The following is a 15,910-nucleotide window of genomic DNA, read 5'->3' on the forward strand; positions in this document are numbered from 1 at the left end:
GACCGGCTGGGGTTGTCCAGTAGCCCGGTCGCGACTGGGGAGGTGAGTTCGTGCGAGATCTCGGGAGCAGTTCTGCAGCCGGCGGTGTGACGGCCAGCGGCGAGGGCTGCGCGGCGGCCCTGGTCGCGGTAGCCGGTCAGCCAGCCAGAGTCGGGACGCTCAAGTGCGTACTCACTCCTGACCGGAGGGCGGCCAACGCGGCGCGCCACCGCGCCCACCAGCACTTCGTCGAGCATCTTCCGAGCGGCCTGCTGGAAGACCTCGAACTCGTCCTGGGGGAGCTTGTGGCCAACGCCGTCGCGGTCTCCGGGCCGGCGGACCGGGTGGACGTCAACGTGGACCTGGCCGCGCACGGATTGCTCGTCGAAGTCGCCGACCAGTCGCCGGAGACGCCCGCGCCCCGGCCGGCCGACACGGACGATGAGGACGGTCGGGGCCTGCTGATCGTGGATGCCCTCACCGAGAGCTGGGGCTGGCGCCCCAACCCGCGCGGCAAGGTCGTCTGGGGCCTGCTCCCGCTCACGCCACCTGACGTCTCGCCAGGGGCGCGCTGAAATTCCCATCCGTTGTTCGCGCCGATCCGCCCTCTCCTGGTGCGGACCGGAGCTGCTTTCGCACGTCCCGAACGAACACCACGACCAACTCGAAAGCGACGAGGGGTACGTCATGGAACGCGTCAGTACGACAGTCCGAGCCGCCGGTCAACTCTCATGGTTCCCAAGCTAATCGCCGCGCCTCCCGTCCGGGGAGGGTTCGCTCCGATTCGAGCGGCTGGCGGCAGCACGACATGCCTCATCCAGCCGTCAGCTCGCAGGCATGTGACTTTGCATCACTGGAGGCATCGATGACCACACCGCTTGTCCTGGATCAGCCGCCGCGCCACCTCACCGCCGAGCACCGCGAGGAGTTGCGCGGCCTGTTCACCCGCCTTATCGACCTGGGCCTCGATTTCAAGCTCCAGGACTCCGTCTTCCAGGCACGCCGCCAGCCGTTCGAGCTGAGGGACACGCTGCTCGTCCCGCTGCCGGAAGAAGGCAGCCCGATCGAGGCGGTACTCGACGAGTTCGTCCGCGACGTGCTGCCGGACTGCAAGAACGAGAACAGTCCGTTCTTCCTCGGCTTCGGCGACACGGGCGATGACGTGGCTGCCCTCTGCGGCGGCCTGCTCTCCCTGTTCACCCAGCAGAACCTGATCAACCAGAGCTTCGACTCCCCGAGCGGCACCTTCGTCGAGATCGCGGTGTTGCGTTGGCTGCGCGGGCTGCTCGGATACCGCAACTCCGCGGTCGAGAGGACCGAGTCGATCTGGGACGTCGGTGGGTGCGTCACCCACGGCGGCACGCTCAGCAACACCATCGCGATGATGCTCGCCAGGGAGCACCGCGCGCCGGGCACCATGGAGCACGGGATCACCGACCCCTCCAAGCTTTCCATCGTGGTGCCGCGCGGGATCGGCCACTACAGCGTCAAGAGCGCCATGGCGTGGATCGGCTGCGGCTCCCGTCTGGTCGAGGTCGACACCATCGACTTCCGCTACGACCTACGGGCGCTGGAACGCACGCTCCGCAAGGAGGCCGGCTCAGTGATGGCGGTCGTCGCGTACGCCGGCGACAGTCGCACCCACACCATCGAGAACCTAAGCGGGGTGCACGACCTGGTGCGCTCGGTCGACGAGAGCATCTGGCTGCACGCGGACGCGTGCTGGGGCCTCGCGTGTGCGCTGACGGACAAGCTCAGTCACAAGATCGACGGGATCGGCGGCTTCGACAGCATCACGGTGGACCCGCACAAGGTCATGGGCATCCCGTACGCCCTCAGCGCACTGCTGGTGCGCGACCCGGCACACATGAGGATGGTCGCGAGCTACTCGGACCTGATCATGCAGGAGGACTTCGCGATCGGTCAGACCACGCCCTTCATCGGCTCGAAGGCGTGGATGTCGCTCAAGCTCTGGATGATGGTCAAGGCGTACGGCCGGTCCGGGCTCGCGGCCATGGTCGAACGGCGGCTGGAAACGACAAGGCGGTTCACGGAGCTGGTGGACGCCTCGCCCAGGCTCGTGCGCCTGAACGACCCCGACCTGACAGCGGTGGCGTTCATGTACGTCCCCGCCGATGTGGACCTGGCGGCCCCCGACGTCGATCGGATCAACAAGGTCAACCAGGCCATCCATGACCGCATGCTCGCCGAAGGTACGTGGCACCTGCACCAGTTCAGTCTCCCCGACAAGGGGACCTTCTACCGCGGCGCGACCCTGTACCCGCTCAGGTTCATGGGCCAGAACCTGCGGATCGAGGAGCACCACCTCACCGGTGTGCTCGACCACGTCACCGCACTCGGGCGCGACTGCGAGTAGCACTTCCGGCGGTCGTCAGCCTGCGCGCCGCCGCACCGGCGGCGGCGCGCACTCCTCCCAACCGAGAAGGGGCACCACTATGTCCTCAGCACACCAGTCCTTGTTCCGGGAGATCTACCAGGTCCCCGGCCTCTACGACCAGCTCCTCCTCCCCCACTACTTCGACGGCGTCGAGGACACCGAGCTCATCGGCCAGCTGATGGAGCGCCACTACGGCCGTCCCGGCGACGCGCCCGGCCTGTCCGTCGCCGAACTCGGCTGCGGCACCGGGCGCGTCACCGCCAGCCTCGCCCCGTACGCGCGTCACCTGCGCGCCACCGACTACAGCCAGTCCATGGTCGATACCTTCAAGGCCCGGTACCCCAAGGCCGAGGCACTCCAGCAGGAGACCAAGTTCTCGGTCCGCCGGATGCTCGACGAGGGCCTGGCCGGCTCCTTCGACGTCGTCGGTGCGTTCTGGTCGCTGAGCTATCCGCTGATGGACTACTTCGAGGCGCTGGGCGCCGACGGCATCGTGCCCAGGGCCGACCTCGCGCAGGGGCGCCGGGAGGCGGGCGGTCTGGTCCGCGACGCCCTCCGGCTGCTCGCGCCGGGCGGGCACCTGCTGGCCCTGTTCTTCGACTCCGAGACCCCCGAGCAGCAGCTGGTCACCAGGGCCTGGGAGAAGGTCGCTCCGTTCCCCGGAACAGGACGCGGCTACACCCGCGAGATCCTCCTCGAGGAGCTCCAGGACGCGGAGGCACGCGGGGAGGGACGACTGCACTTCTCCCGGCTCGGTGGGATCGCTGTCGCGCCCAACCCGGAGGCCGCCCGCGCGTGGTTCGCCATCGTGCACATGAAGTCCCTGTCGGTGCTGATGGACGACCCGCACGTGCACCGCGAGATCAGTGCCTTCGTGGACGCCCACACCCAGCCGTCTGGCGAGGTCTTCATCCCCACCGGCGCTTACGTGATCGACTTCTGGGCCGGCCCGGCCGATCGCCACCTTCCGCGCAACCGGGCGGAGGCCGCGTGACCGCCGACGACCACCTGCTTCCCCGCCAGCACAACAGAAGCCCGTATGACGTCTTCGGAGCCGCGGCCATGCTCCGCGCCGAGTACGTCGGCGCCGACGGCTACGGACTGGCATACGGGTCGCACGCCGACGGCAGCGCGCATGCCTCGTCCGACATCGACCTCCTCTTCGTCGGCGTCGAGGTTCTGCCCTCCGAACGGCTGCACGCGCTCACCCGCGACGTCATCGGACTCCACCAACAGCACGGGCTCGGACTGGACCAGGAGGTCTCCTATGCCAGCAAGCTCCACGCCACCGTGTACGAGGTCGAGGACGCCATCACCCTCGGGGGCTTCGCCGTGACACCAGAGGGCGAGGTGACGGTGGATCCCGTGGTCGCAGAGCCCTGGTTCCTCGACTCCCGGCTCTTCAGGCTCCGGCTGGTCCTCAACGCGCTCACCGTTCCGCACGTCTTCCTGGGCGGCGACGCCGCAGCGTACGAGAGGCATCGCAACCGCGCCGAGCGGTCCGTCGCCCTGCTCGCCCTGTCCCTGGTCAACGAGGACGAGGAGTTCACAGTCCATGACGTCTTACGCGCGCTGACGGGAGACCCTGGCGGTGTGTGCGGTGAGGACCACCTCGGTTACGACGAGGCGCTGGGCCGATCCCCGGCGCTGTTCTCCTCACTGCAACGCGGGATGAGCCCGCTCGTGGCCGATGGTGCCGTCAGCACGCGGGACGGCATCCACCTGCGGCAGGACAGCGACCAACGCCGACAGCTGCTGAGGGCGCTGCGCGAGACCCCGGTGGGCGCGTAGTCGCGCCCACCGGGGGAACCACCTGCTACATCCGATCCGGGGCCTGGAGGCCGAGCAGGTCCAGGCCCCGGGCCAGCGTCTGTGCGGTCAGACGGCACAGGGCCACCCGGTTCGCCCGCATGGCCGGCGTCTCCGCCTTGAGGACCGGGCAGGCGCCGTAGAAGTCCGTGAGGGCTTTGGCCAGGGAGAACAGGTACCCGCACAGCCGGTGCGGCTCCAACTCCTGGGCAACCTCGCGAACGGCGGCGTCGAAGCCGTCCAGTAGAAGAATCAGCGCGCGCTCCGCGGGGTGCAGCGGCAGGGAGGCGTCGACGGGCTGGCCCAGGGCCTCCTTCGGAGCCTTGCTGAGGATGGTCCGGACCCGGGCGTGGGCGTACTGCATGTAGACGCCGGTGTTGCCCTGGAGCGAGACCATCTGGGCGATGTCGAAAACGTAGTTCTTCGCGCGTGACGTCGACAGATCGGCGTACTTGACCGCGCCGATCCCGGCAGCCTGGATCACCTGCTCCATCGCGTCGCCGGTCAGGTCGTGCGGCTTGTCGGCGATTGCCTCTCGAGCGCCCTCGACCGCCGCGTCCAGGAGCTCCGACAGCCGCACCGTGCCGCCGGAGCGGGTCTTGAACGGGGTGCCGCCAGGGCCCATCACAGTCCCGAACGGCACATGGACGGCCTCGACGTCGTCGGTGAGCCAGCCGGCCCGGCGGGCGGTGGCGAAGACCATCTGGAAGTGCAGGGACTGCCGGGCGTCGACGACGTACAGGATCCGGTCGGCTTCGAGCTTCCGGATCCGGTGGCGAATGGTGGCCAGGTCGGTGGCCGCGTAGCCGTAGCCACCGTCCTTCTTGCGCACGATCAGCGGCGCCGGCTCGCCGTCCGGGCCGGTCACGTCGTCGAAGAACACGCACAGCGCGCCGTCGCTGTCGACCGCGATGCCAGCCTCGACCAACTCTTCGACGACCTCCTCCAGGAACGGGTTGTAGGTCGACTCGCCAGCGGAGTCCTGCTCGGTCAGCAGGACTCCGAGCCGGTCGTAGAGCTGCTGGAACGCCTGGGTGGACACCGCGACCAGCTCGCGCCACACGGCCAGCGTGGTCTCGTCGCCGCCTTGCAGGGCCACCACCCGCTGCCGGGCACGCTCGACGAACTCGGGGTCGGCGTCGAACTTCTGCCGTGCTGCCCGGTACAGGCCGTCGAGCGCGGAGACCTGCTCGCCGACATCGGCACCCCCGGCACCACCCCGCCACTGTGCTTCGGGGTGCTCATCGATGTACTGGATCAGCATGCCGAACTGGGTTCCCCAGTCACCCAGGTGGTTCTGCCGGACGACATCGCCACCGAGGAAGGTCAGCACCCGGACGAGCGAGTCACCGATAACGGTCGTCCGCAGGTGGCCGACGTGCATCTCCTTGGCGATGTTCGGCGCCGAGTAGTCGATGACGGTGCGCGTGCCAGCCAGCGGCAGGCCGATGCCCAGCCGGTGGTCCGCGAGCCGGGCCTCGACCTGTCCCCAGAGCTGCGAGTCCGCCACTGTCAGGTTGAGGAACCCGGGGCCGGACAGGCTCGACGAGATCAGGCCGCCGTCCAGCTCACCCTGGAGTGTCTGCGCCAGGTCCCGCGGCGGGCGCCCGGCCTGCTTGGCCAGCGACATGGCGACGTTCGACTGGAAGTCGGCGTGCTCGGAGGGTCGGACGAGAGGGTCTCGCTCGGACAGCTCAGGCGGCAGGACGCGGGCCATGGCGGCCGACACGGCTTGCTCCGCAAGGCTGATCGCTGCAATTACCTCAGTCACTGGGATTCCCTCTCCGGCGCGAACGGACAATCCGCTGCCAACTTGTTTAAATAGTAGAGGTGCTGACGGAAAGTGGCCGCCGGATTATGAGTCCCCGGACAGCTGGTGCCGACCTGCAGCCGCCCACGCGGCCGAGTCCGCCTTGGCCCGCTCAAGGTGCGGGAGGAGCCCTCGGGCGCTATCCAAGGATCATGAGTACGTCGACGTGGCCAGCAGACTGGGAGGACCGGAAGGCCGGTCTCGACTGTCCCATGTGCGCCACCCGAGGGATGGAGGACAACGGCCATGGCCTCCGGATCCTGCACGGAGCATTCGCCGACGTGTACCTGAACCGGGCGGCCCTTCCCGGCTACGCCATGGCGATCTGGAACGGACCCCACGTCGCCGAGCCGACGCAACTCGACGAGGACCAGGCCGCTGGCTTCTTCCGCGAGATGCTCCTGGCCGCGCGGGCGGTCGAGAGCCACTTCAACGTCGTCAAGATGAACTATGAGGTGCTGGGAAACTCGGTGCCCCACCTGCACGTCCACCTCATCCCCAGGTACGACGACGATCCAGCGCCAGGATCGCCACTCCCCACGTCCTTCCTCCGGCCAGGCCATCCCGCGGATCACCGATTCCTCGCGGATGCCGATGCTCTCCGCGGGCTACTGGCGTAGTCCATTCACCCGTCGCGCCTGAGAAGTTGGCACCGACGGGTGATGGGCTATCGGCGTCGGGGTCGTGGGGCTGGCGGCGTCGGCGGCTGAGGTTGGGCGGCGCGGTTCACCGGCGTCGCGACCATGCGGTCGGTGACGGTCGTCCTGGCCCGTGCCGCGCCGATCCGTGTGCTCGGCTTCGCCGCTGCCGGTGTTGTCGGGAGGCCGGCGTCGCGGCGGTCCTTCAGCTCGCCGACCTCATGGGCCCGCGCTGGCAGCTCATGGTCTTCATGGGCTCCTTCATGGCCCTCCGCCCCGAGGAGCTGGCCGAGGTCCGCCGCTCCGACGTCGACCTGGTCAAGCGGGTCGTGTGGATCCGCCGCGCGGCCCCCGAACTGACCACCGGCAAGCGCGTCTTGGGTGACCCGAAGTCCAAGGCCGGCAAGCGACCGGTCGGCATCCCGCCCGAGATCGTCCCCGACTTCGAACTGCACCTGCGCTGGTACGCGGCGAAGGAGGACGACGGCCTGCTGTTCATCGGCGAGCGCGGCGCCCCCTTCCGCCGCTCAACCTTCGGCCGCAAGTGGCGCAAGGCCCGCGCGAAGCTCGGCATGGACGGCTTCCGCTTCTACGACCTCCGCCACACCGGCAACGTCCTCGCCGCTGGCACCGGCGCCAGCCTCAAAGACCTCATGGCGCACATGGGCCACTCCTCCGTCCACGCCGCGCTGATCTACCAGCACGCCACCGCCGAGCAGCAGACCAAGATCTCCAACGGCATCAGCGCCGCCGTCGTCGACATACGCACTGGTCGGCGATCCCCCTCAGTTGACAACAACGCGACCGAGCCGGTTATCCGGCACGTCTAACGCCCCTCGGCAGTTGTGAGGCTTGACCGCACGTCCGTACGACCACGCCTCACAACCATCCTCGCCGGGGTTTCACCGTTCCACGAACTGGTCAGGCACGCGTGGCCTACCATGACCTCATTGATCACCTCGTAGTTGCGCCTAGCGCACGAGGGGCAAGCCGAAGGGGGCGGTTATGGAGATCGGGCTCGCGGACACGATTAGGGCACTTCGGCAGGAGCTCGCGACCGCGATGGCCGATGGCGAGGGTTCACCGGTACGGCTACGCGTCAACTCGGTCAAGCTCGACGTCGAGGTCGCCGTCACGGCCTCGGCTGAGGCCAATGGGGGCGTCAGGTTCTGGGTGGTCTCGGCTGGGGGTAAGGCCGCCGGCAGCACGACCGCCACGCACACGGTATCCCTGGAGCTGACGGCCGAGACGGACCAGGGTGGAGCGGTGTTGACCAGCTCCGACGCCGGAGTACTGCTCCCCGACTGATCGTGTGCGGCCAACCGGTGAGCCGGGCGGAGCGAAGCCGGGATAGCCTTCCAGGACGGTCCGAACGGCTGGCGGGAGGCGGGGCATGCGGCATGGCCCGGACGGCGTGCTGGACCGGGTGGTCATGGTCGCCCAACGCGACCGGACCACTGGCCAAGCAAAGTTCCTCGCGTCGGGCTTCCTTCTCACGAGCAGTCTCGCCATCTCCGTGGGCCACGCGTTCGAGCAATCCGACCGCTACGCCTACGAGATCCGTCTGGCAGCGACCGCAACTCGCAAGGACAGGGACTGCCGACCCAATGCCGTTGAGCTGGTGGTATGCCACCAGGACCCGTCCCTCGACCTAGCCCTGCTCGTGTTGTCTGACGACCAGGATGACCTAGCGCCAGTTCGTCTCGGTGTCCTGCCCGTCCAGCTCGGCACCGTCCAGTTCACGGCTGTCGGCTTCCCGGACTTCGCTCTCGACCGGAACGTGCCAACAACCCGGCAGATCAATGGCGATGTGCTACTCGGCTCGTTCCTCGGCAGGGCAGGGATGGAACTCTCGCTGAGCTCTCCGCCTCCCGAGGCATCTTCCGACGAGCACCGCGTTAGCTCGCCGTGGACGGGCTTCTCCGGCGCCGGAGTACTCGCTCATGACGACGTACTGATCGGCGTGTGCAGCAGCCACCACGTCCTCGGGGGCACGGCAAGTCTGACGGCGACGGGATTTGAAGGTCTGCCCCGCGATCCCAAGTTCGTCCGTTACCTCCGCGCCCACGGTGTCGATCCAGATCCTGTTCCGGTGACCAAACCCGAGGGCGCGGACACGCACCTGCGGGAGATCCACACCCACCACGAGGTCATCCGCGGACTCCATGGCCGACGGACTCACCTTACGGAGGGCCAGCTCTCGTTCATCAGCCCTGGCTCCTCCCACGAAGCCGATCCGCAGAACCTGCTCCGCCACCTCTCCGCCGCAGACCCACGCGGTGTCCTTCTTGTCGGACCGGCTGGCGTGGGAAAGACCCGGACCTGTTTCGAAGTCGCGGAGGCCGCCCATCGAGCCGACTGGCAGGTCTTCCACGTTGAGGCGAACAACTCCGTGACAGTGGAGGACCTCTCACGGGTCGTGCTCAGCGGCGATCGGTCCCGGGTTCTGCTCGTGCTTGACCACCTCGACGCCTGCCCGCAGCTGGACCTGCGAGTGCTCGTCAACGGCTTCCTGCCGGAGGCCAAACGGCTCGGTGTCCATGTGGCAGCGCTCGCATCGATACGTCCGGGTGCCCGCCGCAGGCTCCACCAACGTGGTGCAGGACTCTTCTTCGACGAGGTGTTCCTGCGTCAGGACGATAACTATCAGACCACGGTGATCACGCACATCCTGCATGAAGTCGCTCCGAGATCGCTGCAGCGATGGGGAGCGACGGAACTCGCGCGGGCGTGCGGGCGTCGCCCGGTCACCGCCCTACTCATCGCTGACGCGCTCGAGCGCCGACTCACAGCTGGCCGCCCTGCCCCGGACCTGACGCGGGTCCGCCCTGGAGAGCTGATCGGCTGGATCAGGGAGGGAATCTGGCAGGACGCATTGGCACCCGTCAACACGGTAGAAGCAACCAACCCACTGGCCACCACGGTTCCGGACCTCGCACACATAGCCTTCGCGACCGCCGTCAGTATCTGCCCGCAGCCTCGCCAGGCCGTGGAGGACGCGGTCGACGCACTGCTCGCCGCCCGTCCCTCCGCCGATCCAGCGATCACGGGCGGACGACACGTCGTCGATACCCTTCTCTCGCTGGGGTGGATGGACGAGTCCGAGGGAGAGCTCCATGTTGTTCACGACATCGTGACCGACGAGTTGGTGCTCCATTCCATGCTGCCGCCACCAGGCTGGAGCGTCCACGACGCATCAGCTGAGGCCCTTCTCGACGCCACGTCTCGACGGTCCCGCTCATTCGTCCTAATCGCCGACCACCTGCGACGGTTGGCCACTGACCTGGAAGGACAGGGGCCGGGTGACCGGTCCGGCGCCCTCGAGCGGTTTTGTCGGAACTGGGTCACCCGAAACGCGACGACGCTGGGGAAGCTACTGGAGCACGCAGGCAAGAACGGTGAGCATGCCCTGCTCACCATGGTGCTCAACTCGCCCTGGAAGTCCGCGACTCTGGAGGTCTGGGACGATCTGGTCCGACCCTGGCTGGTCCGGGCCGAGCGTGACCACGCTGCAAGGCATTTCCTGGACACGGCCCTCAGTGACCCGCAGAACTTGCCGCAGCCACTCGTCTCAGCCTCACTGTCCTGGCTGTCCCGACGAGCTGAGCAGACTGATGCCGACCATGTCATCAGGGCGCTGCTGGACCGAAGTGATCTCTCGTCCGGCCAGGAACAGCTGGCTGTGGACTACGCCCTCAACTGGGTTCGTGAGCACGCCAGCTGGCGCGCCGCTCCTCTGATACTCGGGCAGTTGCTGAAGCGAGACCACGACGCACACCGAGTGGAACAGGTGATGAAGTGCGTGTTCGACTGGCTTAGTCCGCGCCGCTTGCCTGAATCGAGCGCTGCCGTCCTACGCCGCCTTCTGGAGCACGATGACCTGGCAGTCGAATATCGAAGGGCAGCCGTCGATCGTACCTTTACTTGGTTCACCAATCATCGCGATGCCAGCGCCGCCGCCGCCGCCGCATCACTCCTGGGCGCGCTCCTGAGTTGTCACAGCCTAACGGCGCTCGAAGAACACTCTGCGCTCGAACTCGCCTTCGACTGGCTTTCAGTGAACCACTCTGCCGTGCCCACCGCCGGTGTTGTGCTGCGCGCTGTGCTCGAGGCGTGCCAGCTCACGGCCGAGCAGGCACAGAGGACGGCCCGATATGTCGAGGCCTGGAGCACACTTCATCCGTCTAGCGTCCACCGGAGCAACGTTCTGCGTGCCCTACTGGCCAGCGAGGCTTCCGGCAAAGGCGTCAAGCTGCTGAAGCGGTTGGCCGGCGATCTCACCGAGCCATCGGCGGCTGCTGCGCTGCAACGGCTACTCGAACACGATCTGACGCCTGAAGAAGCCCGTCCCATCATCTCGCGGGCTTTCCAGTGGCTGACGCTGAACGAGACGGCTACTGACCGCCAACTCGTCCTCCAAGCAATGCTATGGCGGCAGGAATTGGTCGGAGAGCAGCTGGCCAACGTCGCTGATCTCACAATGGTGGAGCTTCGAGCCCGTCCCGCCCAGCCTTCGCTCATCGGCATGCTACTCAGTCGTCGAACAGGACTCCGGCCCGACCAGGCCCAGTTCGGGATCGAGCTCGCCCTCGAAGAATGCACTAGGTATACAACGTTCCATTATCAAAGACCTTTTCTATGCCCGCTCTTGAGGCGATCGGACCTGACTCCCGAACAAGCCTCGCGAGCGATCACGCTAGGGCTGGAGCGACTTTCGACCAACTCCAGCAACAAGACGCGAGAGATCCTCTGTGCACTCCTGGAACGGCAGGACCTCTCATCGGCCCAGCTGTCCCAACTTTTGGCGCACACGGCACGATGGCTGACTACGCGCGGCGCCTCTCCAAGGTCCTCCTTCGTCCTGCTTCACCTTCTGCAACGTAATGACCTACCCAGCGAGGTCGAAGAGGACGCTCTTCGCCGCGCACGAGAATCGCTCCTGACGCACCCGGATGCGCTGCCAGCACCCCGCCTGCGCGCACAGCTGGTTAGGCGCGGCTCCGACAGCTCCTGAGCATTCGGACAGGGGTGCGGTTCATGGGCCGCCGTTGGAGGCTAGGCCGCGCACGCCGATCGCCGGCGTCACCGCCATCGACACTCCGTTCAAGGTCATGGTGCCCTTGCCAAGGCCCCGCTCCGCGCTCCCCCGGGAAACCGAGACCGAGCACATCGAAGGAGGCGGCCCCTCTCAACGGTGCCCCCACCGCCCACTTCGGCCTCTCGCCTGGGCAAGACGCCCACCTCGCCGATGCCCTCGGAACCGCCCGCTGACGACGATCGCCAGCAGCCTCACCGGCGGATCATCCTGTCGAACACCGACAAGTGAGCTTGGGCGCCCGCGGTGGTCGGCGGCGAGCGGTCGTCCGCCACGGTGATCAGCAGCCGCCCCGGGCAGGGCGCGTGACGAAGGCCACAGGAAGTGGAGTTCGCCATTTGGGACGACGCTGCCCACACGCTCCAGGAGCCGGATCGACCAGCCGAAATCCGCTACCCAGGCGCCGCACCAGCGGCCTTCTGGCACGGATCTGGCACGACGGCCCAGTATTGGTCCAGACAACAAGAAAGCCCCAGGTCGTTGACCTGGGGCTTTACCTCTGAGCGGGCGACGAGAATCGAACTCGCGCTATAAGCTTGGGAAGCTCATGTTCTACCATTAAACTACGCCCGCCTGATGAGCCGTCATGAGACCGCTCGATCCACGATCACTCTACCCCATCGTCGCGGGTGCTTGTAGCGGCCTTCGCAGCCGTGCCGCCGCCGGTCGTGAGTGTCGGGTTCTCGGTCCCGCGTCGTCCGGTCGGCCGGCGCGGTGGGGGTGTGGCGGAGTCGGGTGGGAGTCGCGTCGGAGCGCCCCCGGGTGGGGTGCGGGGGCGTACTGTTCTGGTCGCGTGGAGAGTCCCGGCGGTGCCTTCCCGGGGGCGGCGAGCCGCTGTGCGGAATGTCCGGAAGATCCCCTAATGTGTCGCTGTCCCGCGAGGCGAATCCCGTCGGGACGCCATGAGTACGGGGGAAGAATGGGAAGGGGACCGATGGAGCAGCGCGCCGTCGTTCGTTGTGCCGAGGGGCACCTGTTCAGCACCACCACGTTCCCGATGCAGAATCTCGGCCCGGCGCGACTGGGGCCGGGGAGACTGATCCGGTGTCCGCAGTGTGGACGGATGCGCAGTTCGGTGCTCGCCGATGTGCGGGAGCTGTCGGAGCCGCAACTGGAGCGGGCGCTGCGGCTGGAGGCCGCGGAGTTCCTGGCCTGAGGCCGGGCGAGGTGGTGTCGGGCCCCGGGCGGATTCGTCCGGGGCCGTCCGGTGCACGTAACCTCGAAGCGTGCTGCTCTCTGACAAGGACATTCGAACCGAGATCGACAAGGGTCGGGTCGTCATCGACCCCTTCGACCCTTCGATGGTCCAGCCCTCCAGCATCGACGTCCGGCTGGATCGTTTCTTCCGGGTGTTCGAGAACCACCGCTACCCGCACATCGACCCCTCCGAGGAGCAGCCGGACCTGACCCGGCTGGTCGAGCCGGAGGGTGACGAGGCGTTCATCCTGCACCCGGGTGAGTTCGTGCTGGCGTCGACGTACGAGGTCATCTCGCTGCCGGACGACGTCGCCTCCCGGCTGGAGGGCAAGTCGAGCCTCGGCCGGCTCGGGCTGCTGACGCACTCCACGGCGGGCTTCATCGACCCCGGGTTCAGCGGGCACGTCACGCTGGAGCTCTCGAACGTGGCGACGCTGCCGATCAAGCTGTACCCGGGCATGAAGATCGGGCAGCTGTGCCTGTTCCGGCTCTCCTCGCCGTCCGAGCACCCGTACGGCTCCGCGCGGTACGGCTCGCGCTACCAGGGCCAGCGCGGCCCGACGGCCTCGCGCTCGCACCTGAACTTCCACCGCAGCCAGGTCTGATCCGGGCGGAGAACGCAGCAGCGGGCGGTCACCCCTCGGGGGTGGCCGCCCGCAGGCTTGTCCGGGGCCGGCGGCCGTCACTCGTACGGGCGAGGCCCGTACAGGCTCCGCACCGGGCCCGGCCGGGTATGCGTGCGGCTCAGGCGCGCTTCGGGCGGGTGACGGCGGTCAGTTCGCTGCCGTCCTCGGAGAGCCGCAGTTCGGTGCGGAGCTCGGCGAGCTCCCCCAGGTGGTGCAGGTGGGTGCCTCCGCAGAAGATCTGCGCCGGGCCGGCCGGCAGCTCGCAGTGCCACTGGCGGCGGGCGGTCAGCTCGGGGCCGGGGGTCTCGATCCGCACCGGCGCGTCGGCGGCGACCCAGGTGGCGAGCAGGTCGTTGACGGCTTCGGTGACGGCGGGCAGGGCCTCGGCGAGGGCGGGCAGCTCGTCGGTGGCCTCGGCCGTGAAGCCCTTCTTCTTGAGCGACTTGCCGAGGCGGTAGGTGTCGGTGCTGGCCTCCGTGTCCATCACCGAGGAGGCCATCGCCAGGCTGTCGAAGTCGGCGTTGCCGAAGGCGTCGGCGCGGCCCGGGTCCTTGCGCCAGCGCGGGGCGAGAGCGGCGTTGAGAGCCAGGGCGAGCAGGTGGCAGCCGCTGTGCGAGGCGCTGAGGGCGGCCCTGCGGCCCGCGTCGACGGCCAGTGAGGCCGGGCGGCCGACGATATCGCCCGGGTCGTCGGTGAGCACGTGCAGGACCAGCCAGGACCACTGCTCGTCGCCGCGTCGGACCGGGATGTCCGCGCCGGCCAGCAGGTCGCCGCCGTCCGGGCCGAGGGCGCCGGTCAGGCAGTCCACGACGGGCCGCTCGACGCCGTCGACCGTCAGCGTCCCGGTGTCGGCGGGCTGGTCCGGCCAGGTGTGGTCGAGCGGGTGGAACGGCGTCGCGGCGGTGACGACGGCGTACCGCCCGTCGGCCAGCGGCTGGACGGCCAGGACGGGTGATTCGCCGGTCACCGCCCCGGCCGGGAAGCTGACGTGCGTGGTGGGGAGGGTCATACGGGCTCCGTGCACTGGTACGAGGGTGGGTGGAAAAAGCTCCGAGGAGCCGGAAGCGGGGCGGGCCCGGTGCCGGCGGCCCACCCGGCCATTCTCCCCCGGACGGGGCCAAGCACCGGGGCCCGTCCGGACACCCGCGTACACCTTCGACGGGCCCGTGCCTCGACCCGTCCCGGGCCCGTGCTTCGACCCGTCCCCGTCCCGTGCCTCGACCCGTACGGCCCCGCGCCCCGGCCTCAGCCCAGGGTCGGCAGCTTGATCAGCACCAGCAGCGCCAGCAGCTGCAGCGAGGCGGCTCCGGCGGCCTTGCCCCAGGGCAGGTCGTGGATCCGTCGCACCATGGCGGTCAGCAGACCGGCGCAGAGCAGCCAGGTGAGCCAGCCGACCACCTGGACGACCAGGTTGTCGGCCGGCAGGAAGAGCGCGAGCAGCAGCCGCGGCGCGTCGGAGGTCCAGCCGATCAGGACGGCCAGGCCGACCGTGGAGCGCCACGGGCCGTCCCCGCCGAACTGCCGGGCCAGCGCGTACGTGACGGCGCCCAGCATGCCGCCGGCGAGGGTGAAGACCACCCCGGAGGCGGCGAGGGCGGTCAGCGCGACGGTGAAGGTGGAGTCCAGCACGTCGTTGCGGGTCAGGCCGAGCCCGAGGACGGCGAGCACGCCGTACAGCAGCGAGACGCAGAGCGCGGGCAGCCAGACCTGGTGGTCGCGGGCCCGGTCGAAGGTGGCGGAGGGCGAGCGGTAGAGGCCGGTCAGCAGCTCGCGCCAGCGCGGGCGCGGCCCGGCCACCCGCGGCGCCGACTGGCCGCCGGCCCGGTAGACCGCGACGTTGTCCTGCCCGTACTCGGGGCCGTAGCCCTGCCGGTCGTACCCCTGCGGGCCGTAGCCGTCCTGCCGGTACTCGGGCGGGTAGGGCTGCGGGTACCCCTGCGGGGGGCCGTCCGGGCCGCCCGGGTACGGGTCGCCGTCGCCGACCGGGAAGGCCCGGGTGTGGCCGGGCTGGTCGGCGCCGTACGGGTCGTAGCCGTCGGGGCCGGCCGCGGGGCCTCGGCCCTGCGGCGCGGTGAAGTACTCGGGTCCGTCCGCCTGCCCGTACTGCTGCTGCGGGTGCCCCCCGGGGGGCGCTGTCCACCTGCGGGGATCGGCGCCCTGACCGTTGTCGTATTGATTGCCAGCCACGTTCCGAAGGTACCGGTCCTTCGGCCCCGGTGGCGGTCGATCAAGGGTCCGGGGCCGGATTGCAGCGACTCTGTGACGGGCGTCCGCGGCGGCGGTGCGCTCCCGCCGCCGTTTCCCGGCCCGAAGGAGCCCGCGGGAGGGGCCGGGAGGGACTCCGGGAGTGCCTCGGCG

General features: G+C 68.7%; 12 protein-coding genes and 1 tRNA gene. 9 read left to right on the top strand and 4 right to left on the bottom strand.

All coding sequences use genetic code 11. The annotated features are described in order from the left end of the window. The first annotated feature begins 50 nt into the window (after positions 1-50). The 4 genes from OG689_RS21590 (at position 51) to OG689_RS21605 (ending at position 4,168) form a co-directional block, all read left to right on the top strand. On the top strand, positions 51-554 hold the full coding sequence (locus OG689_RS21590) for an ATP-binding protein (protein WP_266322565.1): 504 nt from the start codon (positions 51-53) through the stop codon (positions 552-554). A gap of 290 nt (positions 555-844) precedes the next feature. After that, complete coding sequence (locus OG689_RS21595) at positions 845-2,356, top strand: pyridoxal-dependent decarboxylase (RefSeq protein ID WP_266322566.1); 1,512 nt, start codon at positions 845-847, stop codon at positions 2,354-2,356. Between the two features lie 79 nt (positions 2,357-2,435). Then, a complete protein-coding gene (locus tag OG689_RS21600; RefSeq protein ID WP_266322567.1) occupies positions 2,436-3,371 on the top strand; it encodes a class I SAM-dependent methyltransferase in 936 nt (311 codons plus the stop codon). Next, complete coding sequence (locus tag OG689_RS21605; RefSeq protein WP_266322568.1) at positions 3,368-4,168, top strand: hypothetical protein; 801 nt, start codon at positions 3,368-3,370, stop codon at positions 4,166-4,168. The genes OG689_RS21600 and OG689_RS21605 overlap by 4 nt, the downstream gene beginning before the upstream one ends. A gap of 25 nt (positions 4,169-4,193) precedes the next feature. Here the strand turns inward: OG689_RS21605 and argS are convergent, their stop codons facing one another. Then, positions 4,194-5,957, bottom strand: coding sequence for an arginine--tRNA ligase (gene argS / locus OG689_RS21610; RefSeq protein ID WP_266322569.1), 1,764 nt, complete (start codon positions 5,955-5,957; stop codon positions 4,194-4,196). 191 nt (positions 5,958-6,148) lie between these two features. Here argS and OG689_RS21615 point away from each other — a divergent pair, with 191 nt between their 5' ends. The 4 genes from OG689_RS21615 to OG689_RS21630 all read left to right on the top strand — a co-directional run bounded on the left by OG689_RS21615 (position 6,149) and on the right by OG689_RS21630 (position 11,648). After that, on the top strand, positions 6,149-6,616 hold the full coding sequence (locus OG689_RS21615; protein ID WP_266322570.1) for an HIT family protein: 468 nt from the start codon (positions 6,149-6,151) through the stop codon (positions 6,614-6,616). 239 nt (positions 6,617-6,855) lie between these two features. Further along, positions 6,856-7,464 carry a site-specific integrase gene (locus tag OG689_RS21620; RefSeq protein ID WP_323189317.1) on the top strand — a complete coding sequence of 203 codons (609 nt, stop codon included), beginning with the start codon at positions 6,856-6,858 and terminating at the stop codon, positions 7,462-7,464. A gap of 175 nt (positions 7,465-7,639) precedes the next feature. Next, on the top strand, positions 7,640-7,942 hold the full coding sequence (locus tag OG689_RS21625) for a trypco2 family protein (protein WP_266322571.1): 303 nt from the start codon (positions 7,640-7,642) through the stop codon (positions 7,940-7,942). Positions 7,943-8,027: 85 nt separating this feature from the next. Next, complete coding sequence (locus OG689_RS21630; RefSeq protein ID WP_266322572.1) at positions 8,028-11,648, top strand: trypsin-like peptidase domain-containing protein; 3,621 nt, start codon at positions 8,028-8,030, stop codon at positions 11,646-11,648. 583 nt (positions 11,649-12,231) lie between these two features. On the opposite strand, the gene OG689_RS21635 is transcribed toward OG689_RS21630, so the two are convergent. Beyond that, positions 12,232-12,302 (bottom strand) — tRNA-Gly (locus OG689_RS21635). 653 nt (positions 12,303-12,955) lie between these two features. On the opposite strand from OG689_RS21635, the gene dcd reads away from it, so the two are divergent. Next, positions 12,956-13,531: a dCTP deaminase gene (dcd, locus tag OG689_RS21640; RefSeq protein WP_073929122.1), complete on the top strand. Its 576-nt coding sequence runs from the start codon at positions 12,956-12,958 to the stop codon at positions 13,529-13,531. 139 nt (positions 13,532-13,670) lie between these two features. Here dcd and OG689_RS21645 read toward each other — a convergent pair whose 3' ends face one another. Continuing rightward, complete coding sequence (locus tag OG689_RS21645) at positions 13,671-14,561, bottom strand: metal-dependent hydrolase (RefSeq protein ID WP_266322573.1); 891 nt, start codon at positions 14,559-14,561, stop codon at positions 13,671-13,673. Between the two features lie 236 nt (positions 14,562-14,797). Further along, the gene (locus tag OG689_RS21650; protein ID WP_266322574.1) at positions 14,798-15,739 is read right to left on the bottom strand and encodes a Yip1 family protein; all 942 of its coding nucleotides are present in this window, start codon (positions 15,737-15,739) and stop codon (positions 14,798-14,800) included. Between the last annotated feature and the right edge of the window lie 171 nt (positions 15,740-15,910).

The sequence above is a fragment of the Kitasatospora sp. NBC_00240 genome, from assembly GCF_026342405.1.
GTDB lineage: Bacteria > Actinomycetota > Actinomycetes > Streptomycetales > Streptomycetaceae > Kitasatospora.